This window comes from Sorangium sp. So ce204 (genome assembly GCF_051526795.1).
GTDB classification, from domain to species: Bacteria; Myxococcota_A; Polyangia; order Polyangiales; family Polyangiaceae; genus Sorangium; species Sorangium cellulosum_B.
Window position 1 is genome coordinate 11,613,394 of record NZ_CP150317.1, and the last position, 25,412, is coordinate 11,638,805.

Consider the following 25,412-nt stretch of genomic DNA (forward strand, 5'->3'; position numbering starts at 1 on the left):
ACCCCACACGATCGACTTGACACGTTGCGGCGCGCTCTGGTGACCTAGCCGGTCGCGTCATGCATCTGGTCAACGCAACCGCCGTCCCCGCCAAGCTGATGACGTCGCGCCTCTTCGGCGCGACCCACCGCATCGGCATGGTGGTGGCCAAAGCGACGTTCCGCATCGGGCCGCGCGGGACCGAGCTCGACACGCAAGATCCCTGGCCGCTGCTCGACGAAGATCGCGCGACCGAGCTCGGCCTCGTGCCGCGCGACGACCTGCCGCGGCGCGACGACGCCTTCGAGGTCGTCCTGCTCGGCGCGGCGCACACGGTCGACGGCAGGCCGGTCGACCGGAGGACCGTGTCCCTCGCCGTCGGCGACGAGCGGCGCGAGCTCCTGGTCTCCGGAGATCGCACCTGGGAGCGCGGCGGCAGCCCGCGGATCAGCGCGCCGGTGCCGTTCACCCGGATGCCCCTGACCCACGAGCGCGCCTTCGGGGGAACGGTGGAGGTCGAGGTCGACCGGGAGGCGTTCGTCGAGGCGATGGACGCCCGCAACCGCGCCGGGCGCGGCTTCGATCCCGCGCCCGCCGTGAGGTCGCTCGTGGAGATGCTGAATCCGCCCGAGGGCTACCCGCGTTACGACGAGATCCGCCGGCTAGCCAACATCGAAGATCCCAGGGCGCCGATCGGCCGCCCGGAGGACTCGCCGGTTCCGGCGTACTGGGGCGCGGTGCCGGTCGACTCCGCCCTCCAGGCGGCGCGCACCGTGGCTCCGCCGCCCGCGGGATCCGCGCCGGGGCTGCCCGAGCTCGGTGAAGGCGCGTATCACCGGGCGCACCCGCAATGGGTCATCGCGCTCCCGCCGGCGAGGAGCACGGTGACCATGACGGGGCTGACGCCGGGGCCGGAGCCGCTCTCGTTCGCGCTTCCGGCGGTGCGGATCTTCGTCGACTACGTGTCCGGGATCCGCACCGGTACACGCGAGCTTCGGCCCCACGCGCTCGTCCTGCTCCCGGAGGAGCGACGCTTCTACCTCGTGTTCCGCCACGCCTTCACCTACGAATACCCCAGCGCGGAGCGCTCGATGCGGCTGCGCGTCGAGCGGGGCGGCTGGTACAAGCCGGCCGGCCGAGGAGCATGAGACATGGTGATTCCCGTTCCCGTCACCCGGTCGAACGATCTGAGCGCGGGCTCCTCGAGCCACCTTTTCCTGGCGATCCCGCCCGCGCCGCCGCCGACGTTCGTGCCTGCGCTCGAGATCCCGATCCCGCACGGGTGGCCGCCGGGCGAGAGCGCGGGAAGGGTCCAGAAGACGACGACCGTCTTCGCCAACGGCAGGAACGTGATGCTCGATCAGCACGATTGCGGGCCCCTCGTAGCGCAGATCACAATCCCGCCGGCGAACTCGTTCATCCCGATGCAGCTCTTGCAGTCGAAGCGCGCCGTGATCGTGACCTGCTTCTCCGTCCGGATGAACGGGAAGACGACGGCGTGCACGAGCCATTGGCCGCCGCTCCCGCTGCTCACCTGCGGTCAGCCGATGTCGATGCCCGCGACGTTCACGTTCACCAACGTATGCACGAACGTCCACGTCGGTATGTCAGGAACCGACCTGATCGGCGGGATCGTCCGGACAGCCGCCACGATGGCTATCGAGCGCTACTACGTCAGGACGCCTGGGGTGAGCCTGACGGCGCAGGAGGAGTCCGAGAAGAGCCTCGCTGGAGCCGCCGCGAGCCTCCTCGCGAGCGTCGTTCAACACGCGCTCGATCCGCGGTATCCGATGCGCGTCGATGCCACGACGAAGGGTCCCTTCGGCACCGAGATCAAGATGAGCGTCTCTGCGGGATCTGCGGACACGCGCAATGATCCACAGAAGTTCTCGATCAGCATCGAGAAGAAGTGGGAAGATCCACTCAAGCGCAGCGCGGCGAGCATCGGCGCCTCCGGCGAGTACACGTGGGACGCCGGCGGCGACACGACCAAGGAGGGGTACAAGGGCCAGGTCGGCGTCGCGACGGCGGCTCCTGGCCTCGGCGGTAAGGCGACCGCCGGCGGCGAGTACCACCCCGACGCTCCCGAGGGACAGCGTGGCAAGGCGACGTTCAAGAAAGAAGCGGCGACGCCCTTCGGGTCGGAGTCCGAGCAGAGGGACTACAACCCCGGAGCCCCTGACGGACAACGGACATCGAGCCAAACGGAGACGGTGGCGAAGACCTGGAGCGGCGATCGGCGGACGACCACGGTGAACAACCCCGACGGAAGCAGGACGACCACCGTCGTCGAGAACAGCGACGGCAAGATCACCCTGACGACCCGTAAAGAGCCGGGTGAATCCATGGCGCTCCCGGAGCAGGCTGGCCGCGGCGGCAGCCCGCCCCGTGCCGTGGGCACACCGGCATCCGACGTCTGGGGTCCTCCGCTGTGAGCATCGAACGCACCCCCGCGCGCGAGGCGTATGACGCCGTCCTCGAGCTCGGCCCCTGGGAGGGGGTTCGACCGACGGCGTACGTGCTGGTGAAGAAGACGTTCACGATCGCCGGGCGGCAATGCGCGCCCGCGCCGCCGCGACCTCTGCTCAACGATCCCCGGGACGAGCGGCTCGCCCCGCGCCTCCCCGCCGGCGTCGATTTCTGGCCGAGCAAGGCGGCGACCGACTTCATCGTCCGCGGCGCCGCGTACGCGCCCTCTGGCCGGCCGACGGGGCAGATGCTCGTGGAGGCCTCCATCGGCGCCACGTCGAAGCGCATCGCGGTCTTCGGCCGGCGAGAGATCCGCTGGACCGCTGGAGGTAGGCCGGTCATCGACGACCCAGAGCCGTTCACCGTCATGCCGGTGATCTGGGAGCTCGCCTACGGCGGCACCGATACACGCGTGGAGCTCCGGGGCGAGGTGTCCCTGTCGCAGCTCGCGCTGGCGTCGATGGGCGCGGATCACCCGGGCATGTACCCGCGGAATCCGCTCGGCAAGGGCTACCTCGTCGATCCCGCGCCGCTCCATGGAGCCGAGATGCCGAACCTCGAAGATCCGCTCGATCGGCTCACGCCCGAGCGGCTCGTGACCGGCGACCCGGCGCTCTGGTACCGGCAGCCGCTCCCCGCGTGCTTCGACTTCGTGCCTCCTCTCGCGTTCCCGCGCCACCTCGGCTTCGGGCCCTCGGTCGAGCCGTGGTTCCCCGCGCCGGACGATGAGCGCTCGCCCGAGGTGCGCCTCGGTGTGCTCCCGGCAGGCTACCGTGCTGCGCGCGAGCCCGGGGTCTCGCGCCGGTTGTGCCAGGAGGCGCCGCAGGGCTTCGTGCGCGACGCGGTGCGCGGCGACGAGGTCGTCCGCGTCGACGGCATGCACGCGGAGCGGCCCTCTGTCGAGTTCACATTGCCCGGCTCACCGTCGATCGAGTTCACGCTGGAAGGCCGCCGCGTGCCCGCCGCCCCCCGCATCCATACGATCGTCGTCGAGCCCGCCGTCGAGCGCGTCTCCCTCGTCTACGGGGCCACGGTGGATCTGCCGCGCACCTTCATCCCGGGCATCCACAAGCACATCCCGGTCGCGGTGACGGTCGATGGCGATCGGCCCATCCACTACGAGGCTCCCCGCACGATGCGCGAGCGGATGTCATCGAGGCATGAGCCGCGGGAGCGAACATGAGTTACCGAGCCGCCACGTCCTCGCTGGCCGACGATCTCGCGTGGAACCGGGGGGGCTACATCTCGCCAGCGCAGCGAGCCGCGCTCGATCGGGCGGCTTCGGTCCGGATGAAAGGCGGAGCGTGGCGGGCCCTCGTCGCCGGCCTCATCGGCCCGCCCACGGCCGCCGCGGCCATGCTGCCGGAGCTCAGGCCCGGCAACGAGAACGCGAAGGTAGCTCTGATGTCGATGGCGATCCTCCTTGCGTTCGCCCTCGGGTGGGCAGCGATGCTGCTGCGCGCAGCGATACGCCGCGCAGCGCTCCGCTCCGACATCGCCGCTGGCCAGGTGGTGGCGCTGACCGGTCGCGTCATCTGGCGAGCGGGCATCTCTCGTAACGACTATGCTCTCGAGCCAACGGACGGGACGCCGCCCGTCCTCGCCGGATGGGCACCGCTCCCCGCCGGGCCGTACCGCGCCTATTGCCTTCCTCGCTCCCGGGTCGTCACCGCCGCCGAGTCGACCGTCGTCCCCGGAGGCGTCTGGTCCATCTCGCTCACCGATCCCAGACAGATGGGGCTCAGCTTCCGCTTCACCCGGAGCGCGGGCAGGACGCTCGCCGAGCCGTTCTCCGCAGCGCCGTACATCGGCGACCGCGTCGAGCTGCTCCGCGCCGTGGCGGCTGCGCTCGATTTCGACGCCGAGGATCTCGGGCACAACCGGCAGGGCACCACGTCGCCACGGCAGGTGCGCCGGCGCCTCGCCTCCGCGGCCGTTCCCTTCGTGCTCATCACCAGCCTCGGGCTGGTCCCGGCGACGTTCGCGACGGTCGCCCTCGGACTTTTCCCATCGATCCTCGCCATACCTATCCTTCTCGCCGCGATCATTTGCATCTGGATCCGTCGTGATGTGTTCACGAGGCGCGTTCGTTGCGTGGAGGGCGTCGTGGAGCGCCACGTGATCAATGCGGTGACGGCTGGGGATTTGAATAATCTCTATTGGCTCTTGATCCATGGCGACAGGATCCCTGTCCCCAGGAAATTGTTTCGAGCCATCGTGCCCAGGCTGCGATACCGGCTCTATCTTTGGGAGAGCACGGGAAGAGCGCTCAGCGCGGAGCTCGCGGACGCTCCGTCGACCCACCCCGGCGGCGCCCCGCGCGCTGACAGAGCGGCCAGCCACGGAGGACGGCCGTGAGCCCCGGGGACATGCCTCCCTGGCTCGCCGATGACATCGCGCGGAACCGCGCGGGGCGGCTCTCCGCGGCGCAGCGAGCCTTGCTCGAGAGGCTCGTAGCGGTCCGGCGACTCGAAACAGGGGGGGCGGTGATCGCCGCGGTGGTGTTTGCCGCCGTCCTGCTCGCCCTCGCGCAAAGGGATCTGAGGCATGATCTCGCCGTACAGCTCATCTGTGCGTTCATGGCAGCAGGCGGCCTGGCGACGATGTGGACGCCAGTGCGCCTCGGCCGCCTCCGCGCCCTCCTCCGTGCGGACATCGCCGCTGGCGACGTCGTCGTGTTGCCCGGCCGCGTCGTCTGGCGCGCGCGTCGCTTCGGCAGCGACTACGTGATGGAGGCGGCGGACGGGTCGGCGCCTGTCCATGCCGGCTCGGCGCCGCTCCCGCCTGGGCCTTACCGCGGCTATCTCCTCCCGCGCTCCCGGCTGCTGATCGCCGCCGAATCGACCGTCGTCCCGGGGGGCGCTTGGTCCATCTCGCTCGGCGTCCCTGACGAACACCTGGGGCTCTTCCATAGACGCGCTGGGACGATCGCGCTCGCGCAGCCTTTCCCCCTCGCGCCGCACATCGGCGACCGCGCCGAGCTGCTCCGCGCGCTCGCTGGCGCGCTCGGGTTCGACGCCGAGGATCTCGATCACAACCGCCGAGGAATGATGTCCCCGCGGCAGGTGCGCCGGCGTCTCATGTCGCCGTTCGGCATCCTGGCCGTCGTCGCGTTCGCAACGGCCATCTCGGCGGTGATCGAGCACGTCATGGAGCGCCGTGTCCCCTTCACGATCATCGGTCCCGCTGCCGTGGGCGCCGTCCTCTATTATCTCTGGGCGATCCGCGACCTGTTCACGCGGCGCGTGGCAACCGTGGACGGTCTTGTGAGGCGTCACGTCCAGGTCAGGGCGAGCCCCTACGAGTCGAGGCAGTGGGAGCACTTTCATTACTTCGTCGTCGAGCAGGGAAGGTTTCGGGTAAAAGAGCAGGCCTATCGCGCCCTGGTGCCCGATCTTCCTTACCGGCTCTACATGGCCAGGCAGACGGGTACCCTCCTGAGCGTCGATCCCCTGGACACGTCATCGGCCCCTCCCCTCGGCGCCCCGCGCCCGCAAGCAGCCTGGAAGGCGGTGTGACCCATGCAGCGCAGCTCTGACCGCGAAACCTCCGTCCTCTACGAAGCGCCCTCCCCCGTCGACGAGCTCGTCGCCGCCTCCCCGCCGCGCCCCGACGAAGCGCCGCCCGAGCCGATCACGGGCCTGCGCCCCGGCGAGGTGCTCGTCGGCGAGTGCCTCGACGCGCGGCACCCCACGCTGACCGGCCGGCTCCTCGTCCGCTGGACGACGTCCCGCGGCGCGCACGAGCGCTGGTTGCCGTCGCTCCACGGCCTCGCCGTACGCGCGCAGGATCGCGTGCTCGTCTCCCAGCCATCCAACTGGCCAGAGCCCCTTGTGACCGGCGTCGTCGACGGCTTCGCCTTGCGGCCAGAGCCCCCGCTCGCCGAGGCCGCGCGCCTCACCCTCCACGGCGACGAGGCGCTGCGGGTCGCCGCCGCCGACGGCAAGCCGCTCGTCGAGGTGTTCGCCTCCGAGACAGGCCCCGTGATCCGGCTCATGACCGAGGACGCCGACATCGAGCTGAAGGGCGCGCTCCGCATCAGCGCGAGGAGCATCGATCTCGTCGCGCGGCAAGGCGAGGTGCGGGTGAACGCGGCCGACGACGTGATCGTGCAAGGCGAGAACATCCACCTGAACTGACACCGGAGACGGCGGGAGAACAACCAGCATGGCCAGCGACTTCACCTTCGCCTGGGAAGGGGCGAACCTCTCCGACGACGGCCCGTGGCACCACCTCCGCGTGCTGGAGATCCGCGGGCGCGAGGCGATCAGCGCGCTCTATTCGTTCGAGATCGATCTCGTGCGCCCGCACCACACGCCGGACGTCGACGTGACCGATCTCGTGGGAAGACCCGCCTCGCTGCGGATCGCGACGAAAGACAACCCGCCTTTCCGGCTCGTCCACGGGCAGATCGCGGCCGCCGAGGAGCTCGGCGAGGTCCAGCTGGGCACGCGGTACCGCGTCACCCTCGCGCCGCCGCTCTGGCGCGCGACGATGCTGAAGAAGAGCATCATCTACCTGGACAAGACGATTCAACAGATCGTCGAGCAAGCGCTCACCCGCACCTCGTGGGGCGCCGGGCTCGTCCCCTCGTCTTGCCAGCCGGCCGAGGACGACGGCGACGAGAGCACGTTCCGCCCGGCCAGGGCGACCTTCGCCTGGCGCGTCATCGACATGGGCCGGATCGCCGACGTGGCGGCGCGGCCGTACTGCGTGCAATACCAGGAGAGCGACCTCGACTTCGTCTCTCGCCTCCTCGAGGAAGAGGGTATCTCGTACCACTTCGAGCACACGAAGGCCGAGTGCATCCTGGTGCTCATCGACAACGACGGGGGCCGCCCGCGGCTCGACCCTGCGCGGCCGCTCGGCCCAGGCCTGCTCGGGCGGGAGGTCAGCGACGTCCGGATGGGGAGCCGGGTGCGTCCCACGTCGGTCGTCCTGAGCGACTACAACTGGCGCAAGCCGAAGCTCGATCTCCTCGCGTCCGCGCCGGCCGGCGCCACCGATGCCGCCGTGTACGAGCACCCGGGCCGCTACGAGGAGTCGAAGGAGACGGGCGAGCGCCTCGCCGAGCAGCGGGCCCAGCGCCTCGCCGCCGAGCGGGCGTGGGCGACGGCGAGCGGGGCGTGCCGGCTGCTGGGGGCCGGGGCGATGTTCACGCTCGAGCACCCGACCTCGAAATGGAACGGGTCCTATCTCGTCACCGCGATGGAGCACCTCGCGCTCGAGCGCGGCCACTTCGCGGCGGGAGGCGGCGAGCAGGAGCCGTATCGGTGCCGCTTCGAGGCCGTCCGGTGCGGCCAGGACGGGGAAGAGGCCGCGTCGCGCTTCGTCCCTGCCCGGATCACGCCGCGGCCGCGGATCCACGGCAGCCAGACGGCGATCGTCACCGCGGAGCCGTCCGATCCGGAGGCCGAGATCAACGTCGGAGGGCCCTCGGCCATCGGCTGCGTGCGCGTGCGCTTCCACTGGGACATCGACGTGGGCCGCCACGAGAGGGAGGCGACGTCGTGCTGGGTGCGCGTCAGCCAGATGTTCGCCGGCGGGCGCGGGCACGGCGCGGTCTGGCACCCGCGCGTCGGCGACGAGGTGGTCGTCGACTTCCTCGAAGGCGATCCCGACCGGCCGCTGATCACGGGGCGCGTGTACAACGGGATCAACCTCCCGCCGGAGAACGCCACGAAGCGCCCGACGTACAGCGCCATCAAGAGCTACACGAGCCCGTTCGACGGCAACTACAACCTGCTGTCGTTCGAGGACGCCCGGGGCGAGGAGGAGATCCGCCTACACGCGGCGCGCGATCTCACGACGGAGATCACCCGCAACGCGAGCCGGACCGTCGGGGTCGACGACGCGACCGAGGTGGGCGGGGACCAGAGCACCCGCGTGGCCGGATCCCAGTCGACGAGCGCGGGATCCATCGCGCAGAGCGCCGGGACCACGGTCGGCGTCCACTCCGGCACCGGGATGACGCTCTCGGCCGGGACGACGTTCGTCGGCTCGGCCGGCGAGAACATGTCGCTCGGCGCGAGCGGCAACAACACCCTCACGGCCGGATCCCACCTGTCGCTGGGCGCGCCGATCATCGAGATCACGGGCGAAGGGAACATCAACGTGGACGCCCCCTGGATCGACATCAAGGGAGGTCCGAAGCTCCGGGCCGGCGCCGCGCTCGTCGAGGTCAATGGCGGCGCGACCGTCCTGATCAACGGCGGAAGCTCGATCTCGATCAAGGGCGGCACGATCAACGTCTCCGGAGGGACGGTCAACGTCACCGGAGATGGGACCGTGACGATCAAGGGCGCGGTCGTGAACCTCAACAGCTGATCGGCTCGACCGGAGAGGACGCGCGCCGGAGGAACCAGGAAGATGGCGAGAGACGCAACGAAGGCGTCCGGAACGACACCGGCCGATCCCCCCGAGACGACGCACGGCGGGCTGACCATCGAGCGGTATGGCGAGATCTCCGCGCACCTGCGCCGCTTCCCGCGATCCGCCAAGGCGGAGGTCCTCGCCCGCCTGAACGTCGCGGACGCGGACTGGGACGCCGCTGTGTGCGGGTGGACCGACGAGTGCGCCGACGGCGGCGAGGCCCTCTCGAACCGCTTCTGCCGGGCCTTCGCCGCCGCCGAGGCGCGCCTTCGGCGCGAGCAGCCGGCGCTCGCGTCGCTCGGCGCGCTGCCGGCAGCGCTCGCGCCGGCGCTTGCGGCGGTCCCGCCGGGCATGCGGCACTTCACGAGCCTGCGGGAGACCGTGGAGGCCTCGTCCGACGCGTTGCGCAGACCGGCGCTCCCGTTCGCGCCCCGCGCGCCCGGAGGCCCTGGCGAGGGCGACGCGCGCGCGACATCCCTCGCGGATCGCGCTCGGTCGTCGACGTCGCCTGCCCGAGTCGCGGCCCCGCCCGGGGGCGAGACCGCCGACCTGTCGACCGCCGTGGCCTCGGCGCTCGGCCAGCAGGATCCGCTGCCCTTCCCCAGAGCGCCCGCCGGCGCTGCGCCCCCCGCCGCGCTGCTGTCGCTCGAGCGACATGCGGCGATGTGCGCGGAGATCGCGATAGCCCCCGACAGAGCGCCGGAGATCATCGCGCGTTACGGGCTGACGGAGGCGACACGAGCGCAGGCGGATGAGCACTGGCGAGCGCGGATCGCGGCGGAGGCAGCGACGGGGGAGGCATGGCGGCGGGCCTATATGCTCCACCGGGACTGGCTGCTGGGCCGCTCCTCCTGAGAGGGCCCGGATCGACGCCGGGAGCGCGCCTGACGCCTGCACGCTCGCCAGGAGCTGCGGTACCGTTCGCCCCCATGCCGGGATCTCCGCCCTATCCGTTCGCGTTCTTCGGGGCAGCGCCGAGCGACTGGTTCGATCTCGAAGGGGACCTGTTCTCCTACGAGCTCTGCTTCGTGGCGCCCCCGGACGCGGCCGCGCGGCGCGCCGTCGGCGAGGCGTGGGAGCGGGCGCTCGACGCGCGCGCGGTGGAGCGCTGCGAGCCGTTCCAGTGGGCCGATCGCTGGGCGCTCGTGCGGGTGCGGCCGGCGGGGTGGAGCGAGGCGTGCGTCGCCGACATGGCGCGCGCGGTCCAGCAGGCCCTCGCCGCGGTGCACGGCGCGCACCCGATCGAGGCGGCCTCCCTGGCCGAGGCGATCGAGAGCGACAGCGACTGGGACGCCTGGTCCGCCGAGCAACGACCCGAGCCCCCGACGGGCCCGAGGTGGCCCGTCGAGCTGCCCCGCTTCGGCGGTGGCAAGCGCTTCGAGGCCGCGTGCGCGGTGGATCCGGCGGTCGAAGCCGCGCGCGAGGCGGCGCGCGCCGCGCCCCCCGAGGAGGAGCGCTCGTCGGCGAGCACGGCGGGCGACGACCACGACGCGGGCGAGGCGGACGAGGAGGCCAGCGACGACGACGACAAGCCCAGGGTCATCTCCGGCGGGCTCCGGCTGGAGCGCGTGCCGGGCTACAAGGCGCCCGAGCTTCCCGACGAGCAACGGAAGCTCTTCGGGCGGAGCGGCGAGGTGCAGATCGCGCCGAACGGCCTCGTCTTCGGCGTCGCCAAGCCGAAGCGAAAGCCGCCTGTCGCCGCGTGGATCGAGCGCGGCGAGCTCCGCACCGCTCAGGGCGATCCGCTCGCCACCACGACCGGCGCTCACGTCGCCGCGCGCGACGACGGCGGCGCGGCGCTGATCGCGGAGGATTCGGAGGCCGTATGGGAGGTCGTGTTCGCGGAGGGCTCCGTGCGGCGCCTCTTCGAGCACGACGAGCCCTTCTCCGACGTCGCCTACGGCCCGGAGGGCCGGGTGCTCGTGCTCGCGGGCTCGATCGACGCCTACCGGCGGGAGGGTTCGGACGTCGCGCTCGAGGGGCGCTGGGACCTCGACGGCTACGGGATGCAGTCGGTGTTCGGCGGACGCCTGCTCCTCGTGAAGTGCTTCGACGACGAGGACGAGAGCGCGGACGGCGTAACGATCCTCGGCTACGACGGATCCACGATGCGCCGGCTGGCCCGCGTGCGCATCTCGATCGGCGACATCGTGATCGAAGGCGCCCGCGTCACGGTGGAGGACGGCAGCGAGTACTACGCGCTGCTCGGCCTGGAGGAGCTCGCCGCGCGCTTCGCCGCGCAGCCGGACGCCTTCCCCGAGCTGAAGAAGCGCAACCCCGGCGACGAGGACGAGGACGAGAGCGCCTCCGGCGAGGGCGACGAGGACGAGGAATCCCGGCCAGAGGTGCTGGAGGGCGCGCTCCGCCTGGAGCGGCGGAGGTCGCGCGAGGTGCCGCCGGAGCCCGAGATCGAGCGCGCGGAGCGCGAGCTGTTCGGGTCGGCCTCGTGCGTCGCGGTGGCGCCCGGCGGCCGCGTCTACGGCATCGCGAAGCTCCGGCGCAAGCCGGCGACGGCCGCCTGGATCGAGGGCGGGGAGCTCAAGCGCGCCGAGGGCGAGGCGCTGCCCAGCCCCCACGGCTACATCGCGGCGCGGGAGGACGGCGGCGCGGTGCTGTACGGGTTCGACTACAAGCTCGTCGCCGAGCTCTCCTTCGCGGACGGCAAGCTGCGCCGCCTCTTCGAGCACGAGGCGTCGATCTCCGACATCGCCTACGGCCCGGAGGGCCGCGTCATCCTCGCCACCGACGAGTCCCTCGACGTCTACCGCCGCGAGGGAGACGGCGCCGTCCTCGAGCAGCGCTGGGACGTGAACGGTTACGGCCTGACCCCCGCCTTCGGCGGCCGGCTGCTCCTCGTCAAGATCTACGAGGGCGAGGACTCCGAGGACGGGCTGACCCTCGTCGGCTTCGACGGGAGCAAGCTGCGCCGCGTGGGCCGCGTGAAGGCCTCCGTGGGCGACGTCCGGATCGCCGAGGGCCGGGCCTTCATGGATCACATCGGCGACACCTACGAGCTGCTCGGCCTCGACGCGCTGGTCGAGCGGCTCGCCACCAGCCCCGACGCGTTCCCCGAGGTCGCCGTGTACACGCCGTCCGGGGGGAACGACGACGACGAGGCGCCGGAGTCAGGCCCGAGGAAGGCGCCCGAGGAGTACGCCATCGAGCCCGCGCCGGGCCGCGTCGGCGTGCGCTACCTGGGCAAGCAGCGCCCGCTGCCGGAGGACGAGGAGGACGTGCCGAAGGACGTGCGCGCGCGCTTCGGAGCGGGCGCGCGGGAGCTCGAGCGCTACCGCCCCGCCGACGTGTACATCGGGTGGAAGAAGGAAGCCCGGCGCTCCTTCGTCTTCGCCGTGCTGAAGGACGGGGAGCTCATCGAGACCGCGGTGAAGGCGAGCTCCCCCTCGTCGACGGGCCTTGTGAACGCGGATCGGAGCGCCGCGCTCGTGGCGACCGACGGCGACGCCAAGCTCTGGTGGGTGGACCTCCCGCACGGCAAGCCGGTCCTCGTGCACGACTTCAGCAAGGAGGAGAGCGAGGACGAGATCTACACGCTCGAGGCGCTCGCCTCCGGGCGGGTGATCGTCGGCACCTCGTCGGAGACCTGGATCTTCTCGGTCAGCGGCGGCGCCTCCAGGCTGGAGGCGCGCGGCGACCTGGATCTGCGCGTCGTGGAGAGCGCCGCGGGGGGCCGCGTGGCCGTGCTGGAGGTCTCCGGAGGCAAGCCCATCCGGGTCTGGGGCGTCTACGACGACGGCGTCCGCACGCTCGCCGAGCTCGATCCGGAGCCCCTCGGCTTCGAGCCGAGCGCCGACGGCAAGTTCTTCTTCGAGGCCGTGAATCGCCTTGGCTGGTATGAGCTCGTCAACCTCGAGGATGCCTGGGAGGCCGGGCGCCGTGACGCCTCTGGCGAGCATTACCCGCGCGTGGCGCTCGCGCCGAAGCCCCCCGAGCAGGACGAGGACGACGGCGAGGACAGCGAGGACAGCGACAGCGACGACGAGGATCCTCAATCCGTGGAGTGAAGGCGGCCGCTGCCCGCCGTCAGGCCATCACGCTCGTCCAGCCCCGCGCCGTCCGGCCGCTCGACGCCATCGAGAGCAGCCGGCTCACGCGCTCCTCGGTCGTCGGGTGCGTCGAGAACCACTTCAGCACCGAGCCAGCCCCGGCCAGCGGGTTGACGATGAAGAGGCTGGCCGTCGCCGGGCGCGCCGCCTCGGGGGGCACGAGCGCCACGCCGTGCTCCAGCTTGGACAGCGCGCTGGCGAGCGCCTCCGGGTCCCCGGACAGCTTCGCGCCGAGCTCGTCCGCCATGTACTCGCGTGACCGCGAGATGCCGAGCTGCACGAGGGTCGCCGCGATCGGCGCCACGATCGCGAGGGCCAGCCCGCCGAGCGGGCTCGCGCCGTCCTCGTCGTCCGACGCCCCGCCGAATATCCCGGCGAAGCTCACGGCATGGGCCACCCACGTGATGCCCGAGGCGAACGCGGCCGCGATCGTCGATACCAGGATATCGCGGTTCTTGATGTGCGCGATCTCGTGGGCCAGCACGCCGCGCAGCTCACGCTCGCTCAGGAGCTGCATGATGCCCTCGGTCACCGCCACGACGCCGTGCTCGGGGTTGCGCCCCGTGGCGAAGGCGTTCGGCTGCGCGTCCGGGATGACATAGACGCGGGGCTTCGGGATCCCCGCCCGACTCGAGAGCTCCTCCACCATCCGGTGCAGCCCCGGGGCCTCGAAGGGCGAGACCTCGGCGGCTCGGTGCACCGCGAGCACGATGCGGTCGGACATGAAATACGCACCCAGGTTCATCGCGAGCGCGAGCACGCCGAACAAGACGAGGTACCCGGGCCCCAGCGCCCCGCCGATGGACACCAGGATTGCCGACATGACGCCGAGCAACAGGATCGTCTTGATCTGATTCTTCATGAACTTCGTTCCCTCCTCGGAACGGAGCGCTGCAAGAGCCGCTCCCCCGAGATCGATGTGTCGCGCGCGTCGCATTGCAATACCGTGCGCGCCCCGATCAGCAGATGTCGTGTCCGGCGGATTCCCGCCTGTGGCTGTCCTGACCGCCAGCCCTGCTGGCCCGCCCCATTTCGCCCCGCCGCCCCATTTCGCCTCGCGGTCCATTCCACCTCTGGCACCGCGATACGCGAGCTCAGCGCGGAACGCGCCCGCCAGCGCGCCTCACGCCTGCCAGATCGCCAGGAGCCACACCGCGACGCCCGCCGCGCACACCGCGAGCCCCGGCGCCGCCCGCGGCCACACCCACTGCCCCGTCACCGTGACCCCCCGCCGCACCACCCAGACGGCGCCCGCGACCCACGCCGCGAACGCCCCGACGAGGGCGACCACCCAGCCGACCCGCGGCGCCTCGTCGCGCGCGAGCGCCGCGAGGTGCTGCCGCTCGACCGCCGCGGCGGGCTCGGTCCGGGTGCCCGGCGGGCGCGGCGCGGCCGCCGAGAGGCGGGCGATGGCCGCGTTGGCCAGCTCCAGGTCCTTGGCGTGCGGCGTCGTGAGCCACCGCGTCTCCAGGGCGGCCGTGCGCACCGCGCGCCACGCGAAGAGCGCCGTGTCGGCCCGACCGAGGCCCTCCGCGGCCGTCGCGAGCGCGATCAGCCGCTCGTACGCCACGCGGACGTGCGGCGCCCCGGGGGCGTACCAGCCCGCCGCCCGCCGCGCGTGGAGCGCCGCCGCGTGCGCGTCGCCGGCGCGCAGGGCGTCCGTGCTCTCCGCGATCTCCCGCTCGCCCGCGGCCACCACCCGCAGCGACGCCGCGCCGACGAGGAAGCCGGCGACCGCGAGGCCGCGCAGCACGCCGAGCACGACCGAGAGCCTCACAGAAAGTCGCGTCTCTTGAAGACGAACGCCGCCACCGACAGCAGAACGAGCGCCCACCCGGCGCACGTGATCGCCGCCCAGCCCAGGTACACGAGGAGGTTCGCGTCAGCGACCTCGCCCGCGAGCAACGGGCGCGGCGGCACGTAGATCTGAAGGTTCGGGACCACCTTGGAGAAGGCGCGCCCTGCGGCGCTGATCTGGGGGCCGAAGTACTTCACCGGCAGCCGGGCGAGCGAGTCGGCGTTGCGCCCGATGAGGAAGACGCCCAGCGTGAGCAGCGAGGACAGGAACGGCGTCGAGAACGACGAGAACAGCGTCGCCACCGCGGCGACGATGCCGACCTCGAGGAACGCGAGCGCGCTGCCCGCGAGCACGACGCGCCGCTCGGTCGGCGCGCCGTCCGAGAAGAGCGCGCCGAGCACGAGGAAGACCGCCGCCCAGGGGATGAACCCGTACGTGCGCGCCAGCGGCGAGCGCCACGCCACGAGCCCGAGCGCCGCGAGCGAGGCGGCCCCGGCGCCCGCCACGAGCGCCAGCGAGCGGCCGGCCAGCACGGCGCTGATCTGCAGCACGAGCCCGGCGTCGGCCAGGATGAACACCCCGAGCGTGAGCAGCGTGCCGAGGTACTTGCCCACGAGGTACTCGCCGCGGCGCACCGGGCGGGCCAGGATCGGGAAGATCGTCTTCTGCTCGAGCTCGCGGTACAGCGACGTCGCGCCGATGATGACCGCGACCGCGATGCTGAAGAGCGAGATCGACGCGACGCCGAGGTCGCTCACGACCCGCGCCCCGTTGCGGAGCGTGTAAGCGCCGACGATGATCGAGTAGAACGCGACCGCGAAGGCGACGCCCGCGAGGCCGATGAGGATGCGCGCCCGAAGCGATTCCCGGTAGGTGTTGAGGGCGATCGCAGAGATGCGGCCGAACATCGGGGCGACGTTAGCAAGGGACGGGGGGCGCTTGAAAGGGCCGCGGGTCAGGGGCCGGCGCCGTCCCCGGGGTCGACGACCCGCACGTCCAGGAACCACAGGCCGTGCGCGAGCGCGTGGCCGTCGATCTGGAGGTGATAGACGCCAGGATCGAGCACGAGATCGAGGAAGCTCCGCTGGGGATCCGTACCGATCGTGCAGGAAAGCGGCATTTCGACGCCGGGACAGCCCGGGCCGCGGCGGACCGAGAGCAGCGTGTCGTAGCTCGATCCGGCCATGTCGAGCACGACCCGCCGGCGCGCGGTGAGCGTGAGCCGGAGGAGCTGGTCCCGGGCGCCGCCCTCCGCCGTGCCGGCGCGGTCGCAGCCGGCGTCGAAGTCCGCGGCGGCGTTGGCCGTGTTGCCCTGGAAGAAGCCGCCGCTCTCCGGGATCTCCAGCGCCCCCTCGCACGCGTCGGAGAAGGGCACCAGCGTGGGCGGCACCGCCGGCCGGACGAACGCCGTCACGCTCACGGGCTGGCCGAGCTGCGCCTCGGCCACGACCCGGTACGACCCCGGCGCGACGTTGCGCCGCGCGCTCCGGAGCGGCGTGACCGCACCCTCGCCGCACGCGAGCCGATCGCCCTCGCCGCCGCACGCCGGCGCGGACAGGGCGATCGCGCCGGTGTCGCCGGCCGACAGCTTCTCGACGAGCAGCACGTCGGACGCGACCGGCAGCTCGAGCGCGTACACGGCGTCGACGGCCGCCGGGCCGCAGCCGAGATCCACGTCGTCCTGGTGACCGAGCAGCGACACGGAGACCGTCCGGTTCGGCGCGAGCTCGGCCGCCCCTTCGCACGCCTCGTCCGGCGGCGGCTCGGTCGGCGGCGAGAGCTCCAGCGTGACGAGCACCGAGGTCGGCGCCGTCGCGGAGACCGCCACGGCGTACACCCCCGCGGGCAGCGCCCGCCGGAAGAGGTGCGGCGCCGCCGCCGTCTGGCAGGCGAGCTCGTCCTCCGGCAGCGCGCACGCGGCGCTCCGCAGCGAGAGCGAGGGATCGCCGTCGCCGTCGGTCGAGATCGCGTAGAGATCGACGTCCTGGGGCTCGGCGAGCTCGAACGTGTACACGAGCTCCCCGAGCCCTGTCTCGCACGCGGTCCCGAGATCCTGGGCGGCGTCGAGGATCGTCGCCAGCGCCGGCGCGCCCGGCGAGAGGGGCGCCGCCGTGCCGCACGTCTCGTTCTCCGGCGCCGGCGCGGGCGGCAGGAACGCCACGTCGACGATGACCGGCGCGCCCACCTTCGTCGTCACGTAGAGCGGCAGCGCCGTCGCCCGCTCCGGATCACCGAGGCCGCGGGCGCGGAGCTTCGCGAGCTTGCCGCCGTCCGCCGTCTCGTGCGGCCCCCCGCACGCGAGCTCTGTCGCGGCGTCGCCGCACTGGCCGGCGAGCGTCACGGCGACGTCCGTGGCCTCCGTCTCCGCGTCGGGGGCCTCCGTCCGCGCGGTCACCTCCACGTCGACCGGCGGCCCCGGCGGCAAGATCACCGCGGCCACGACGTCATGCGTGCTCGCAGGGCGGGGCAGGCCGCACGAGCTCGCGTAGTGGAAGCCCGCGCCCGCCGTCGTCATCGCGTACGAGCCCGGCGCCGAGATCTCCAGCGCGTCGAGGCACGTGTCGTGCTCCGGAGACACGCAGCCGCCCTCGTCGGCGCGCCCGTCGCAGTCGTCGTCCCGATCGTTGCCGCACACCTCGGGCTGCGCCGACGACACCGTGGGATCGGCGTCGTCGCAGTCGCCCCCGCCGCAGTGCTCGTCGGGATCGCCGTCGAGATCGGCGTCGCGCGGCGCGCTCGAGCACGTCTTGGTCGCCTCGTCGCAGGCGTCGATCGTGCATGTGCTCTGATCGTCGCACGCGACCGGCGCGCCGGGCACGCAGCCGAGCCGCGGGTTGCAGCGCTCGACGCCGTCGCAGTGGACGTCGTTCTGGCAGGCGCTGTCGTCCGGCGTGAAACGGCACCGCCCGAGGGCGGTGTCGCACGCATCGAAGGTGCAGGGAAATCCGTCCTCGCATTGATCGTCGTCGACGCACGGGCCGCCCAGCGTCGGGTCCGCTGGAGCCTGCTCGCCGCCGGCGCCGCCAGCGCCGCCCTCACCGCCCTCGCCGCCCACCCCGGCCGACGGGAAGGGGCTCGGGGCGCTCGAGGCGCAGGCGGCGCCGGAGAGCGCCGCCGCGGCGACCGCTCCGCAGAGGAGAGCGACACGCGTCAAGGAGGAAGGCGCCAAGAAGGAGGAAGTGTGAGTCCGCATCGAACGAGGTGAGCGGCAATGAGCGTAGCAGGGCACCGCCTGGTCTGGCATCATGGCGCGCGATTCCGCCGAGCGTCGCGGATAGAGGGAAAAACAGGGTGACCAGCGACAGATTGACCCGACCCGAGCTGACGTGGCTGCTGGCGCAGGAGGCGCGGAGCGCCGCCCAGAAGCTCCGCCAGGGCGTGGGGATGATCGCGACCGAGAGCGCGCCGCCGCCGACGCCTTCGCCGGACGACGGCTCGGGCGGCGTCGAGAGCACGCTCAACCGGCTCGACGAGGCGGTGAGCATGCTCGCGTCGCTCCACGGCCGCCCCCTGCCGCGCGGGCGGCGCGGCCGCGTCGACCTGACCGCCCTCCTCTGGGAGGTCGCGCCCGAGGCGCGGGTGCAGATCGAGATGGGCGAAGGGACCACCGTGTTCGGCGACGAGACCGAGCTCCGGCGGATGCTCCAGGTGCTCATCGCGCAGGGCGGCGACCCCTCGAGCCTGACCGGGGCGCCCGACGTGAGCATCCACCGCGTCGGCGACGAGGTCAGCGTCCGGGTCAACCTCGGCCCGGAGACGCCCGTGAACTTCGAGACCGAGCGGGTGTGGCTGTCGCGCATGGCGCTGCGCTACGGCGGCCGGCTCGAGCTCGACGGCCTGATGCAGACGCTGACGCTGCCCGCCGAGGTCGATCTCCAGCGCCTCGAGGTCGAGAGCCTCAAGAAGGAGCTCGCCGCCGCGCAGGCCCAGGGCGAGGCGTACGCGCGCGAGCTCGCCGCGGTCTTCTCGCGGGTCGAGGGCGAGCGCGAGCGCGGGTCGCTGTCCGGCGTCATCTCGCGGCTCGGCGGCAGCGAGCCGGTGTCGCACCTGCCGCCGAGCGGCGACAGCCTCGCGGTGCTCGTCGCCGCGGTGCGCGTGCTCGGCACGCAGCTGCGCGGCATCCTGTCGGCGATCGGCCGCGACATCGCGCCGCTCCGGACCCACGGCGGCGACGCGGGCGAGACGGCCTCGTCGGTGGGGCGCCACGTGACGGCGGCATCAGAAATCGTCAGTGATCTCGCCAGGTTGGGGGCGTGTCCGCTCCACGAGTTCCCGCGCCACTGCGACGTCGCCGACGTGCTGCGCGACGTCGTGAAGGACGATCTCGCGCGCGCGGCCCGCCACGACGTGCGCGTGGTGGTCGAGGCGCCGGAGACCACGCAGGAGGTGGTGCCGCAGGGCGCGCTGACGGTGCTGCTGCACGCGCTGCTCGATCACGCCATCAGCGCGTCGCCGCCGGGCAGCGAGGTGCTCGTCTCCCTCTCCGAGGGCCCGAGCGGGGTCGAGATCACCTTCGACGACGCCGGTCCGCCGCTCCCGGCCGCGGCGCGGAGCGTCGTGCTGAGCCGCGACTTCGAGGCGGTCGCCCAGGGCCGCCCGCCGGCGCTGCCGCTCATCGCGGCGCACGCGATCGCCGCCCACACGAACTACGGTATCGCCATCGAGGACGGGCCGCGGGGGGAGACGCGGGTGCGGCTCACGATCCCGCGATCGGGCTGACGCCTCGCCGTCGACATCCAGTCGAGCGACCTGCTAGCGCAGGAACGAGCTCGACGGGAAATCGATGTCGAGGTTGAGCGTCGCGCCGCGCAGGATCTTGATGTCCTCCACCTGCTTCGTCGTGGTGACGGGGCGGTCGTTGCCGCGCTCCACGAGCGTCGCCGTGGCCGTGTACTCATCGGGCGGGAGATCCACGGTGATGCTGAAGTCGTCGCAGCGCGCGTAGTCTCTCGCCACCTCGCGGCTGCCCCGGTAAACGATCAGCTCGAAATCCGCTCCTCCGCGGCTGTGCTGGAAGCATGCCCGCGAATCGATCCGGCTCGCCACGGTCCACTCCACCGTCAGGCTCCCGACGGCCTGCACGGGCCGCGGCCGGCGCTGGGAGCTGGGCTCCACGTCGACGATGCACCCCAGGGCCAGGAAGCTCGATAACGCGAGGCCGCAGAGGGGAAAGACGCTCTTGTCCTGATTCATCCTCGTACCCGTCCTTTCGCTGCTGCCCCGCCGTCAACGCGGTGTGTAGTAACGGCGCCCCCGCTCGCGCGGATAGCTCAGCTCGCGCTCCGGCACGTACCGCGGCGACGTCCGGTACGTCTGCCTGTAGCGCTCGAGCTCCGTGGGCTCCTCCTCGAAGATGACCCAGCCCCGGTTCGTCGGGTAATACCAGCGGCCGTCGACCAGGTACGCATACGTCCCGCGGAAGAAGACGCGCGGATACGCGGCGATCTCCACCGGGACGACCTCGGCGCGCACCGCCGGAACGCCGGACACGACGAACCCACCCTCGGTCCCGACCGTGCCCATACACCCCATGAGCAGCGAGGCGCCGACCGCGAGCGCGGCCGCGGCGAGCGAGGCCCTCGTCACACCGAGAGATCTGGACCGCCCTCGCACGGGCGGAGTCACGTTGTTGCTCTGCTTCACGTCATTGCTCCTCGGAGCGCGACTCAGCAACGCGAGTGCCAGCGCGGCGCGACTCGAGATCTCCGGATCTCCGCCGGCGCGGCGCTCACCGGGCCGCGCGGAGCGCGCCGGCGAGCGCGAGCGCGCGCTGGATCTCCGCCGACGTCACCAGGCCGATCACGCGCTCGCCCTCGTCGAGCACCGCGATCACGCTCGCCTCGCCGCTCGCCAGCGCGTCGAACGAGCGGGACGCGTCGTCGTCCGCGTGCGCCCTCGGCACATCCACGGGCATCACCGCGCCGACCGTCGCCGGCGCGGCGCCGCCCTGCAGCTGGCGCGCGAGATCCCAGACCGTGACGACGCCGATCTCGCGGCGCCCCGCGCCGTCCCGGGGATCGTCGATGACCCGCGCGCCGACCAGGTTGTGGCGCAGGAGCCGCTCGGCCACCGCGCGAGGGCTCTCGTCCGCATACGCCTCGCCGAGCCGATCGGTCATGAACCGCGCGACCGGGATGCCGCGGAGCAGCTCGTTCGTGCTGGAGCGCGTCTGCTCGGCCGACGCCCCCATGTAAACGAACATCGCGATGAGCACCAGGATCAGGTTCCACGAGAGCAAGCCGAAGAGCCCGAAGGCCACCGCCATCACCTTGCCCGTCGCCGTCGCGATGCGCGTCGCGCGGGTCCGCCCGAGACGGCGCAGGAGCAGCCCGCGCAGCACCCGGCCGCCGTCCATCGGGAAGGCCGGCAGCAGGTTGAACGCGCCGAGGAGAGCGTTCGTGATCGCGAAGGCCACGAGCGCGGCGCCGATCTCCGCCGGCGCGGGGAGCAGCCGATACGCGACGTAGCTGGCGAGCGCGATACCGAAGCTCATGAGCGGGCCGGCGAACGCCATCCACGCCTCGTGCTCTGGATCGTCGCGCTCCATCTGCGAGACGCCGCCCAGCATCATCAGCGTGATCGCGCGCACCCGGATCCCGTTCTTGAGCGCGACGAACGAGTGGGCCAGCTCGTGCACGAGCACCGCCACGAACAGCCCGACAGCCAGGATCGCCCCCCAGGCGAGCGGCGGCAGGCGCATCTCCTCGCGCGGGATCCCGAGCGACGACGCGATCAACGAGAACTGCGACGACGCCACATAGGCCACGTACGGCAGGAAAATCAGCAATGTGATGTGCAGCCGTACCGGGATTCCGCGGATCCGCAGGACTGTCAGCCCCTGGTCGAACATGTGCCTCCTGATCCACAGGTACAGATGGGGCCGACAAGCACCTTCGCAAGCCGCCGAGACAGCGCCAATGCGCCGAAGACCAGGGCAGCCGCGCGGCGCCGCCGCGCAATGCAGAGGGGCGCGCGGCGCTGCGAGGGCGCCAGCGCGCGTCCGTCCCAGGCGGGAGTCACGGCGAGGGAGCGTGTTCGTAGGCGCGCGGCGCTGCGCGGCGCCCACGCCGCGCGCGGATTGGCGTAGCTTGGTGTGACCGAGGTCGTCATGCGCCAGCGCGTCCCCGATGCATTGATGGCAGCGAGCACGGAAGAGCTGACGAAGGTCGAGCTCGCGGTCCTGGAGTCATCCCACGCGGGCGGCGTGCCGAGGGACCTCACGGGCCACGTGTTCGCGATCGGGCCCGTCGGCTCGGTGGACGGCGACCTGCCCAGAGCGGACGGCGCGCCGATCCTCAATGGCAATGGGATGATCTACCGGCTCGACTTCGGCCGCGGCGGTGCCGTCCGGCTGACCTCGAAGATCGCGCGCACGCCCTGCTATCACGCGGACGCCGCCTCGCGCCCCGGCACGCGCTTCGAGGCGCTGGGCTTCCGCGACGCAGGGCTGCTCCGCTTCTCGCCGCACCTCGGCCTGCGGAACCACCTCAACACCGCGTTCGTGCCCATGCACGCGCCGCGCGCGCCGGCGCGCCTGCTCGTCACGAGCGACACGGGCAGGCCCTACGAGATCGACCCGGCCACGCTGGAGCTCGTCACGCCGGTCGGGCGCAACAGCACGTGGTACCCGGCCGCGCCCGTCGATCACCCCTTTCCGATGACGCTCTCGAGCGCGCACCCGTGCTTCGACGCGGAGCGGGGCGAGCTCGTCACCGTCAACTACGGCCGCTCGCTCCTCCACCTGTTCGTCGCGTCGCTGCCGCGGCTCGACGAGCTCGGCGCGCTCCCGCGCTCGTGGGATCGGCTCGCCGCGGCGGCCGCGTCGATGATCGAGCAGCAGCTCGTCCGCCCGAGGGCGGACCGGATCGAGGCGTTCGCCAAGCGGGCGCTCGAGCTCCTTCCCGCGCGCCTCCGCCCGAGCGCGCCGCCTGGGCCGGGCGATCTCCTCGCGCGGCAGGCGGCGCGCTTCGGCGGCGTGGCGCTCGACGAGCCGGCGGGCGACTTCGTGCATCTCTTGCGATGGGACGGCCACAACGAGCCCGAGCGGCACGCGCTGGTCCTGCCGGGCGGCGCGCCGGTGCGCATCGAGCAGAGCGTGCACCAGATCGGCCTGACGCGGCGCTGGGTCGTGCTCGCGGACACGGCGCTCAGGATCGGCCTGGAGAGCGTGGCGTTCCGGGGCTCCAAGGAGAGCCCCGGGGTCGAGCGCCTCGTCCGGTCGCTCCTTACGATGCCCCACGAGCCGAGCACGACGTTCTACCTTGTCCGCAGGGACGCGCTGCGGCCGGGCGGCGGGCCTGTCGTGGTGAAGCGGGTCGTCGTCCCGCTGGAGACTCTCCATTTCCTCGTCGACTACGAGGACGCGGGGGACCGCATCACCGTGCACGCGGCGCACAACTGCGCGACCGATCATGGGGAGTGGCTCCGGCCCTGCGATCGGCACGCCGCCGACAAGACGCCGGCGCCGCCGCGCCTGCGCGGCCTGTTCCCGCTCGGGCAGGCGGACGTGAACCGGATCGGCCGGTATACCCTCGACGCGGCGGCCGAGCGCGTCGTGGACCAGGCGGTGTTCGCCGATGCCGCGCGGGCGCTCGGCGTCGGCCTCTATGCGTACCGGGAGACGGGCGCGTCGTGGATGCCGCCCGATCGCCTCGAGAACGTCTACTGGCGCGGCGGCGGGATATGGGATGAGCTGTCGACCGAGTTCATCGACCGGCTCTATGCGGCGCACCCGCACAGGTCGCTCCCCCTCCCGGCGCTCCGCCGGATGCGCGCGGAGGGCGGCCACCCCGACAGCCTGTTCCGGTTCAACCACCGCGCGATGCGGATCGAGGATCGTTACGAGTTCCCGCGGCGTGCCGTGGGGTCCTGGCTCAGCTCGCTGCAATTCGTCCCCCGGCGCGGCGGCAGCGGGGCCGACACGGACGGCTACGTCGTGGCGATCGTCGCGACGCCGTGCCGCGCGGAGGTCTGGATCTTCGACGCGACGAACCTGGCGCGAGGGCCGCTCTGCAAGCTGGGACACCCGACGTTCCGGCCGGGGCTGACCCTCCACACGGCGTGGCTCAACTCGGTCGCGCCGTGGAGGGGTGGATACAGGGTGCCGGTGCGGGAGGATTACGAGGAGTTCGTGGCAGAGGCCCCCGGGGACCAGGTGAAGGCGCTCTTCGAGGAGGAGGTCTATCCGCGGTTCGCGTGAGCCACGGAGAGGAAAGGCTGGGAGCCGCGGGACGAGGGCGGCTCGGCGCAGCGCGGGGGGACCTCGGCCCCGAGGCCGTCGACCCGCTCGAGCAGCACGCCCGTGGCGCCGTCTCCCAGGATCTCCGTGATCTGGTGGTTGCCCCACGGCTGCCCCTCGCGCAGGCGCCGCGACCGCACGTCGCTCGCCACGATGAGCACGCGCCGACACCCCCTGTCGAGGTGCCGATTCGCCAGCTCGACGGCCGCGGCAAAACCGCCCTGAGCGGGCGTGAGATCGATCGTCAGCGCGGGCACGAGGCCGGCCATGCACGCGGCGAAGGCCGCCCCACCGGCGTCCCCTCCCCCGCCGTCGTCGCCCGTCATGATGAGGACATCGACGAAGGGATCGCGGAGCCGCCCCACCTCGATGAGCTCCCGCAGCACCGCCGCGGCCATGGAAAGCGTGGTCTCCGTCGCGCCGGCGAAGCGCCGCTCCGCGACCCCCGTCGCCTCGTGCAGCCAGTCCGCAGCGTGAGGGAGACCGTAGCTGGTGATGAGCTCTTGGTTCGTGACGACGCGCTCCGGCAGATAGGCGGCGACGGCCGCGATGCGACGCTGGACCATGTTTCTGCTCTGTTACGGCGCCGCGACCGATGCGCGCCGATGCTGCAAACCTTGGCCAGGGCAGCTCGATCCGGCGCTCCACCACCGCCGTTCGGCCAACGCCGAGCACGCTGGAGAGCCAGCGTCCCGGACGACATGAGACAACCCGCCACCGAGTCGTCGAGAGCCGTGGGGCAAACTACACAATCAGATGCTCCCTCCCCGTCACCGACATCCTCCACTGGACCATTTACAGAACGTCCTGCGCAAGTGGGAATAACAGCCGATTCGACTCCGTCCGCCGCCGGAGCAGGAAAGCGGCGCAGCGGGAGTGGCTTGTTGCGACGCGGGCGGTCTCGTCGCCCGCTCGCCGCGTCGCGTCGCGCTCCAGCGGCCGATTCCGACCGGAAGCGACAATTCCACTCTCACGGGCAGAGGGATGCACAAACGTGTCGGAACGCGGGGCGCTGAGCAGGCAGGGCGCAGGGCGCATGTCTCGCCTGGACGGCGCCATCGAATTCGCCCGATCACGTCCGTTTGTGTCCGATGACATCCGCCTGCGTCCGATCACGTCCGATCACGTCCGTTTGGGTTCGATCACGTCCGTTTGCGTCCCGTGATGTCGACGCGTCGTGAGCCCGCTCTTTTCTGGATCCGGAGGGAGGTTCTACCTATTTGAGGACACCTCCGCTCGCCACGGCCACCGCGCGGGAGCGCGCGATCCGCGCCGCGGGGCGCCGCGCTCGCGTCTTCCTTCTTCCCGCGCGGCCCCGCGGCGCGCGGCGGGGCGCCTTCTATCCTATCCATCGTCATCGCGACGGTGCTCCAGCGCGCGCCGCGCTCGCCCGGATCCACCGCGATTGAATCGCGGAGAAATCCCGGGGGAGCGCAGATGCGAGGAGCGCCTGATTCGCGGGCGCCATCCTGCGAATCCATGCTGTGCGAAG

Annotated in this window: 19 protein-coding genes; 11 read left to right on the top strand and 8 right to left on the bottom strand. The window is 72.1% G+C overall.

What is annotated here, in order from left to right; all coding sequences use genetic code 11:
• The first annotated feature begins 59 nt into the window (after positions 1-59).
• The 9 genes from WMF22_RS43835 (at position 60) to WMF22_RS43875 (ending at position 12,842) form a co-directional block, all read left to right on the top strand.
• A complete protein-coding gene (locus tag WMF22_RS43835) occupies positions 60-1,127 on the top strand; it encodes a DUF2169 family type VI secretion system accessory protein (protein ID WP_438033563.1) in 1,068 nt (355 codons plus the stop codon).
• A gap of 3 nt (positions 1,128-1,130) precedes the next feature.
• A complete protein-coding gene (locus WMF22_RS43840) occupies positions 1,131-2,414 on the top strand; it encodes a hypothetical protein (RefSeq protein ID WP_437295848.1) in 1,284 nt (427 codons plus the stop codon).
• Positions 2,411-3,631, top strand: coding sequence for a DUF2169 family type VI secretion system accessory protein (locus WMF22_RS43845; RefSeq protein ID WP_437295849.1), 1,221 nt, complete (start codon positions 2,411-2,413; stop codon positions 3,629-3,631). The genes WMF22_RS43840 and WMF22_RS43845 overlap by 4 nt, the downstream gene beginning before the upstream one ends.
• On the top strand, positions 3,628-4,806 hold the full coding sequence (locus WMF22_RS43850; RefSeq protein ID WP_438033564.1) for a hypothetical protein: 1,179 nt from the start codon (positions 3,628-3,630) through the stop codon (positions 4,804-4,806). The genes WMF22_RS43845 and WMF22_RS43850 overlap by 4 nt, the downstream gene beginning before the upstream one ends.
• Positions 4,803-5,966 (top strand): hypothetical protein, encoded by a 1,164-nt coding sequence (locus WMF22_RS43855; RefSeq protein WP_437295851.1) that lies wholly within the window; start codon positions 4,803-4,805, stop codon positions 5,964-5,966. The genes WMF22_RS43850 and WMF22_RS43855 overlap by 4 nt, the downstream gene beginning before the upstream one ends.
• Before the next feature lie 3 nt (positions 5,967-5,969).
• On the top strand, positions 5,970-6,587 hold the full coding sequence (locus WMF22_RS43860) for a hypothetical protein (RefSeq protein ID WP_437295852.1): 618 nt from the start codon (positions 5,970-5,972) through the stop codon (positions 6,585-6,587).
• 28 nt (positions 6,588-6,615) lie between these two features.
• The gene (locus WMF22_RS43865; RefSeq protein WP_438033565.1) at positions 6,616-8,775 is read left to right on the top strand and encodes a type VI secretion system Vgr family protein; all 2,160 of its coding nucleotides are present in this window, start codon (positions 6,616-6,618) and stop codon (positions 8,773-8,775) included.
• 42 nt (positions 8,776-8,817) lie between these two features.
• Positions 8,818-9,675, top strand: coding sequence for a hypothetical protein (locus WMF22_RS43870; RefSeq protein ID WP_438033566.1), 858 nt, complete (start codon positions 8,818-8,820; stop codon positions 9,673-9,675).
• Positions 9,676-9,749: 74 nt separating this feature from the next.
• Positions 9,750-12,842 carry a hypothetical protein gene (locus tag WMF22_RS43875; RefSeq protein WP_438033567.1) on the top strand — a complete coding sequence of 1,031 codons (3,093 nt, stop codon included), beginning with the start codon at positions 9,750-9,752 and terminating at the stop codon, positions 12,840-12,842.
• 19 nt (positions 12,843-12,861) lie between these two features.
• Here the strand turns inward: WMF22_RS43875 and WMF22_RS43880 are convergent, their stop codons facing one another.
• The 4 genes from WMF22_RS43880 to WMF22_RS43895 form a co-directional block, all read right to left on the bottom strand.
• On the bottom strand, positions 12,862-13,746 hold the full coding sequence (locus WMF22_RS43880; protein WP_438033568.1) for a zinc metalloprotease HtpX: 885 nt from the start codon (positions 13,744-13,746) through the stop codon (positions 12,862-12,864).
• A 261-nt stretch (positions 13,747-14,007) separates the two neighbouring features.
• Positions 14,008-14,661, bottom strand: coding sequence for a hypothetical protein (locus WMF22_RS43885; RefSeq protein WP_438033569.1), 654 nt, complete (start codon positions 14,659-14,661; stop codon positions 14,008-14,010).
• A complete protein-coding gene (locus WMF22_RS43890; protein ID WP_438033570.1) occupies positions 14,658-15,590 on the bottom strand; it encodes an ABC transporter permease in 933 nt (310 codons plus the stop codon). Before WMF22_RS43890 ends, WMF22_RS43885 begins: the two co-directional genes overlap by 4 nt.
• A 47-nt stretch (positions 15,591-15,637) precedes the next feature.
• On the bottom strand, positions 15,638-17,836 hold the full coding sequence (locus WMF22_RS43895; RefSeq protein WP_438033571.1) for a MopE-related protein: 2,199 nt from the start codon (positions 17,834-17,836) through the stop codon (positions 15,638-15,640).
• Positions 17,837-17,973: 137 nt separating this feature from the next.
• Between WMF22_RS43895 and WMF22_RS43900 the strand changes: the two genes are divergently transcribed.
• A complete protein-coding gene (locus WMF22_RS43900; protein ID WP_438033572.1) occupies positions 17,974-19,401 on the top strand; it encodes a sensor histidine kinase in 1,428 nt (475 codons plus the stop codon).
• A 33-nt stretch (positions 19,402-19,434) separates the two neighbouring features.
• Here the strand turns inward: WMF22_RS43900 and WMF22_RS43905 are convergent, their stop codons facing one another.
• The 3 genes from WMF22_RS43905 to WMF22_RS43915 all read right to left on the bottom strand — a co-directional run bounded on the left by WMF22_RS43905 (position 19,435) and on the right by WMF22_RS43915 (position 21,532).
• Positions 19,435-19,875 carry a hypothetical protein gene (locus WMF22_RS43905; protein WP_437295861.1) on the bottom strand — a complete coding sequence of 147 codons (441 nt, stop codon included), beginning with the start codon at positions 19,873-19,875 and terminating at the stop codon, positions 19,435-19,437.
• A gap of 33 nt (positions 19,876-19,908) precedes the next feature.
• A complete protein-coding gene (locus tag WMF22_RS43910; RefSeq protein WP_437295862.1) occupies positions 19,909-20,325 on the bottom strand; it encodes a hypothetical protein in 417 nt (138 codons plus the stop codon).
• Between the two features lie 85 nt (positions 20,326-20,410).
• A complete protein-coding gene (locus WMF22_RS43915; RefSeq protein WP_438033573.1) occupies positions 20,411-21,532 on the bottom strand; it encodes a site-2 protease family protein in 1,122 nt (373 codons plus the stop codon).
• 243 nt (positions 21,533-21,775) lie between these two features.
• Between WMF22_RS43915 and WMF22_RS43920 the strand changes: the two genes are divergently transcribed.
• A complete protein-coding gene (locus WMF22_RS43920; protein WP_438033574.1) occupies positions 21,776-23,881 on the top strand; it encodes a carotenoid oxygenase family protein in 2,106 nt (701 codons plus the stop codon).
• Here WMF22_RS43920 and WMF22_RS43925 read toward each other — a convergent pair.
• The gene (locus tag WMF22_RS43925; protein WP_438033575.1) at positions 23,863-24,486 is read right to left on the bottom strand and encodes a hypothetical protein; all 624 of its coding nucleotides are present in this window, start codon (positions 24,484-24,486) and stop codon (positions 23,863-23,865) included. The two genes, WMF22_RS43920 and WMF22_RS43925, sit on opposite strands and share 19 nt — an antisense overlap.
• Between the last annotated feature and the right edge of the window lie 926 nt (positions 24,487-25,412).

Excerpts from the sequence above, each read along its gene's own strand:
- WMF22_RS43860 (WP_437295852.1), top strand. The coding sequence starts at position 5,970 with ATGCAGCGCAGCTCTGACCGCGAAACCTCCGTCCTCTACGAAGCGCCC.
- WMF22_RS43865 (WP_438033565.1), top strand. The coding sequence starts at position 6,616 with ATGGCCAGCGACTTCACCTTCGCCTGGGAAGGGGCGAACCTCTCCGAC.
- WMF22_RS43925 (WP_438033575.1), bottom strand. The coding sequence starts at position 24,486 with ATGGTCCAGCGTCGCATCGCGGCCGTCGCCGCCTATCTGCCGGAGCGC.
- WMF22_RS43915 (WP_438033573.1), bottom strand. The coding sequence starts at position 21,532 with ATGTTCGACCAGGGGCTGACAGTCCTGCGGATCCGCGGAATCCCGGTA.
- WMF22_RS43905 (WP_437295861.1), bottom strand. The coding sequence starts at position 19,875 with ATGAATCAGGACAAGAGCGTCTTTCCCCTCTGCGGCCTCGCGTTATCG.
- WMF22_RS43840 (WP_437295848.1), top strand. The coding sequence starts at position 1,131 with ATGGTGATTCCCGTTCCCGTCACCCGGTCGAACGATCTGAGCGCGGGC.
- WMF22_RS43870 (WP_438033566.1), top strand. The coding sequence starts at position 8,818 with ATGGCGAGAGACGCAACGAAGGCGTCCGGAACGACACCGGCCGATCCC.
- WMF22_RS43850 (WP_438033564.1), top strand. The coding sequence starts at position 3,628 with ATGAGTTACCGAGCCGCCACGTCCTCGCTGGCCGACGATCTCGCGTGG.
- WMF22_RS43835 (WP_438033563.1), top strand. The coding sequence starts at position 60 with ATGCATCTGGTCAACGCAACCGCCGTCCCCGCCAAGCTGATGACGTCG.
- WMF22_RS43880 (WP_438033568.1), bottom strand. The coding sequence starts at position 13,746 with ATGAAGAATCAGATCAAGACGATCCTGTTGCTCGGCGTCATGTCGGCA.
- WMF22_RS43875 (WP_438033567.1), top strand. The coding sequence starts at position 9,750 with ATGCCGGGATCTCCGCCCTATCCGTTCGCGTTCTTCGGGGCAGCGCCG.
- WMF22_RS43890 (WP_438033570.1), bottom strand. The coding sequence starts at position 15,590 with ATGTTCGGCCGCATCTCTGCGATCGCCCTCAACACCTACCGGGAATCG.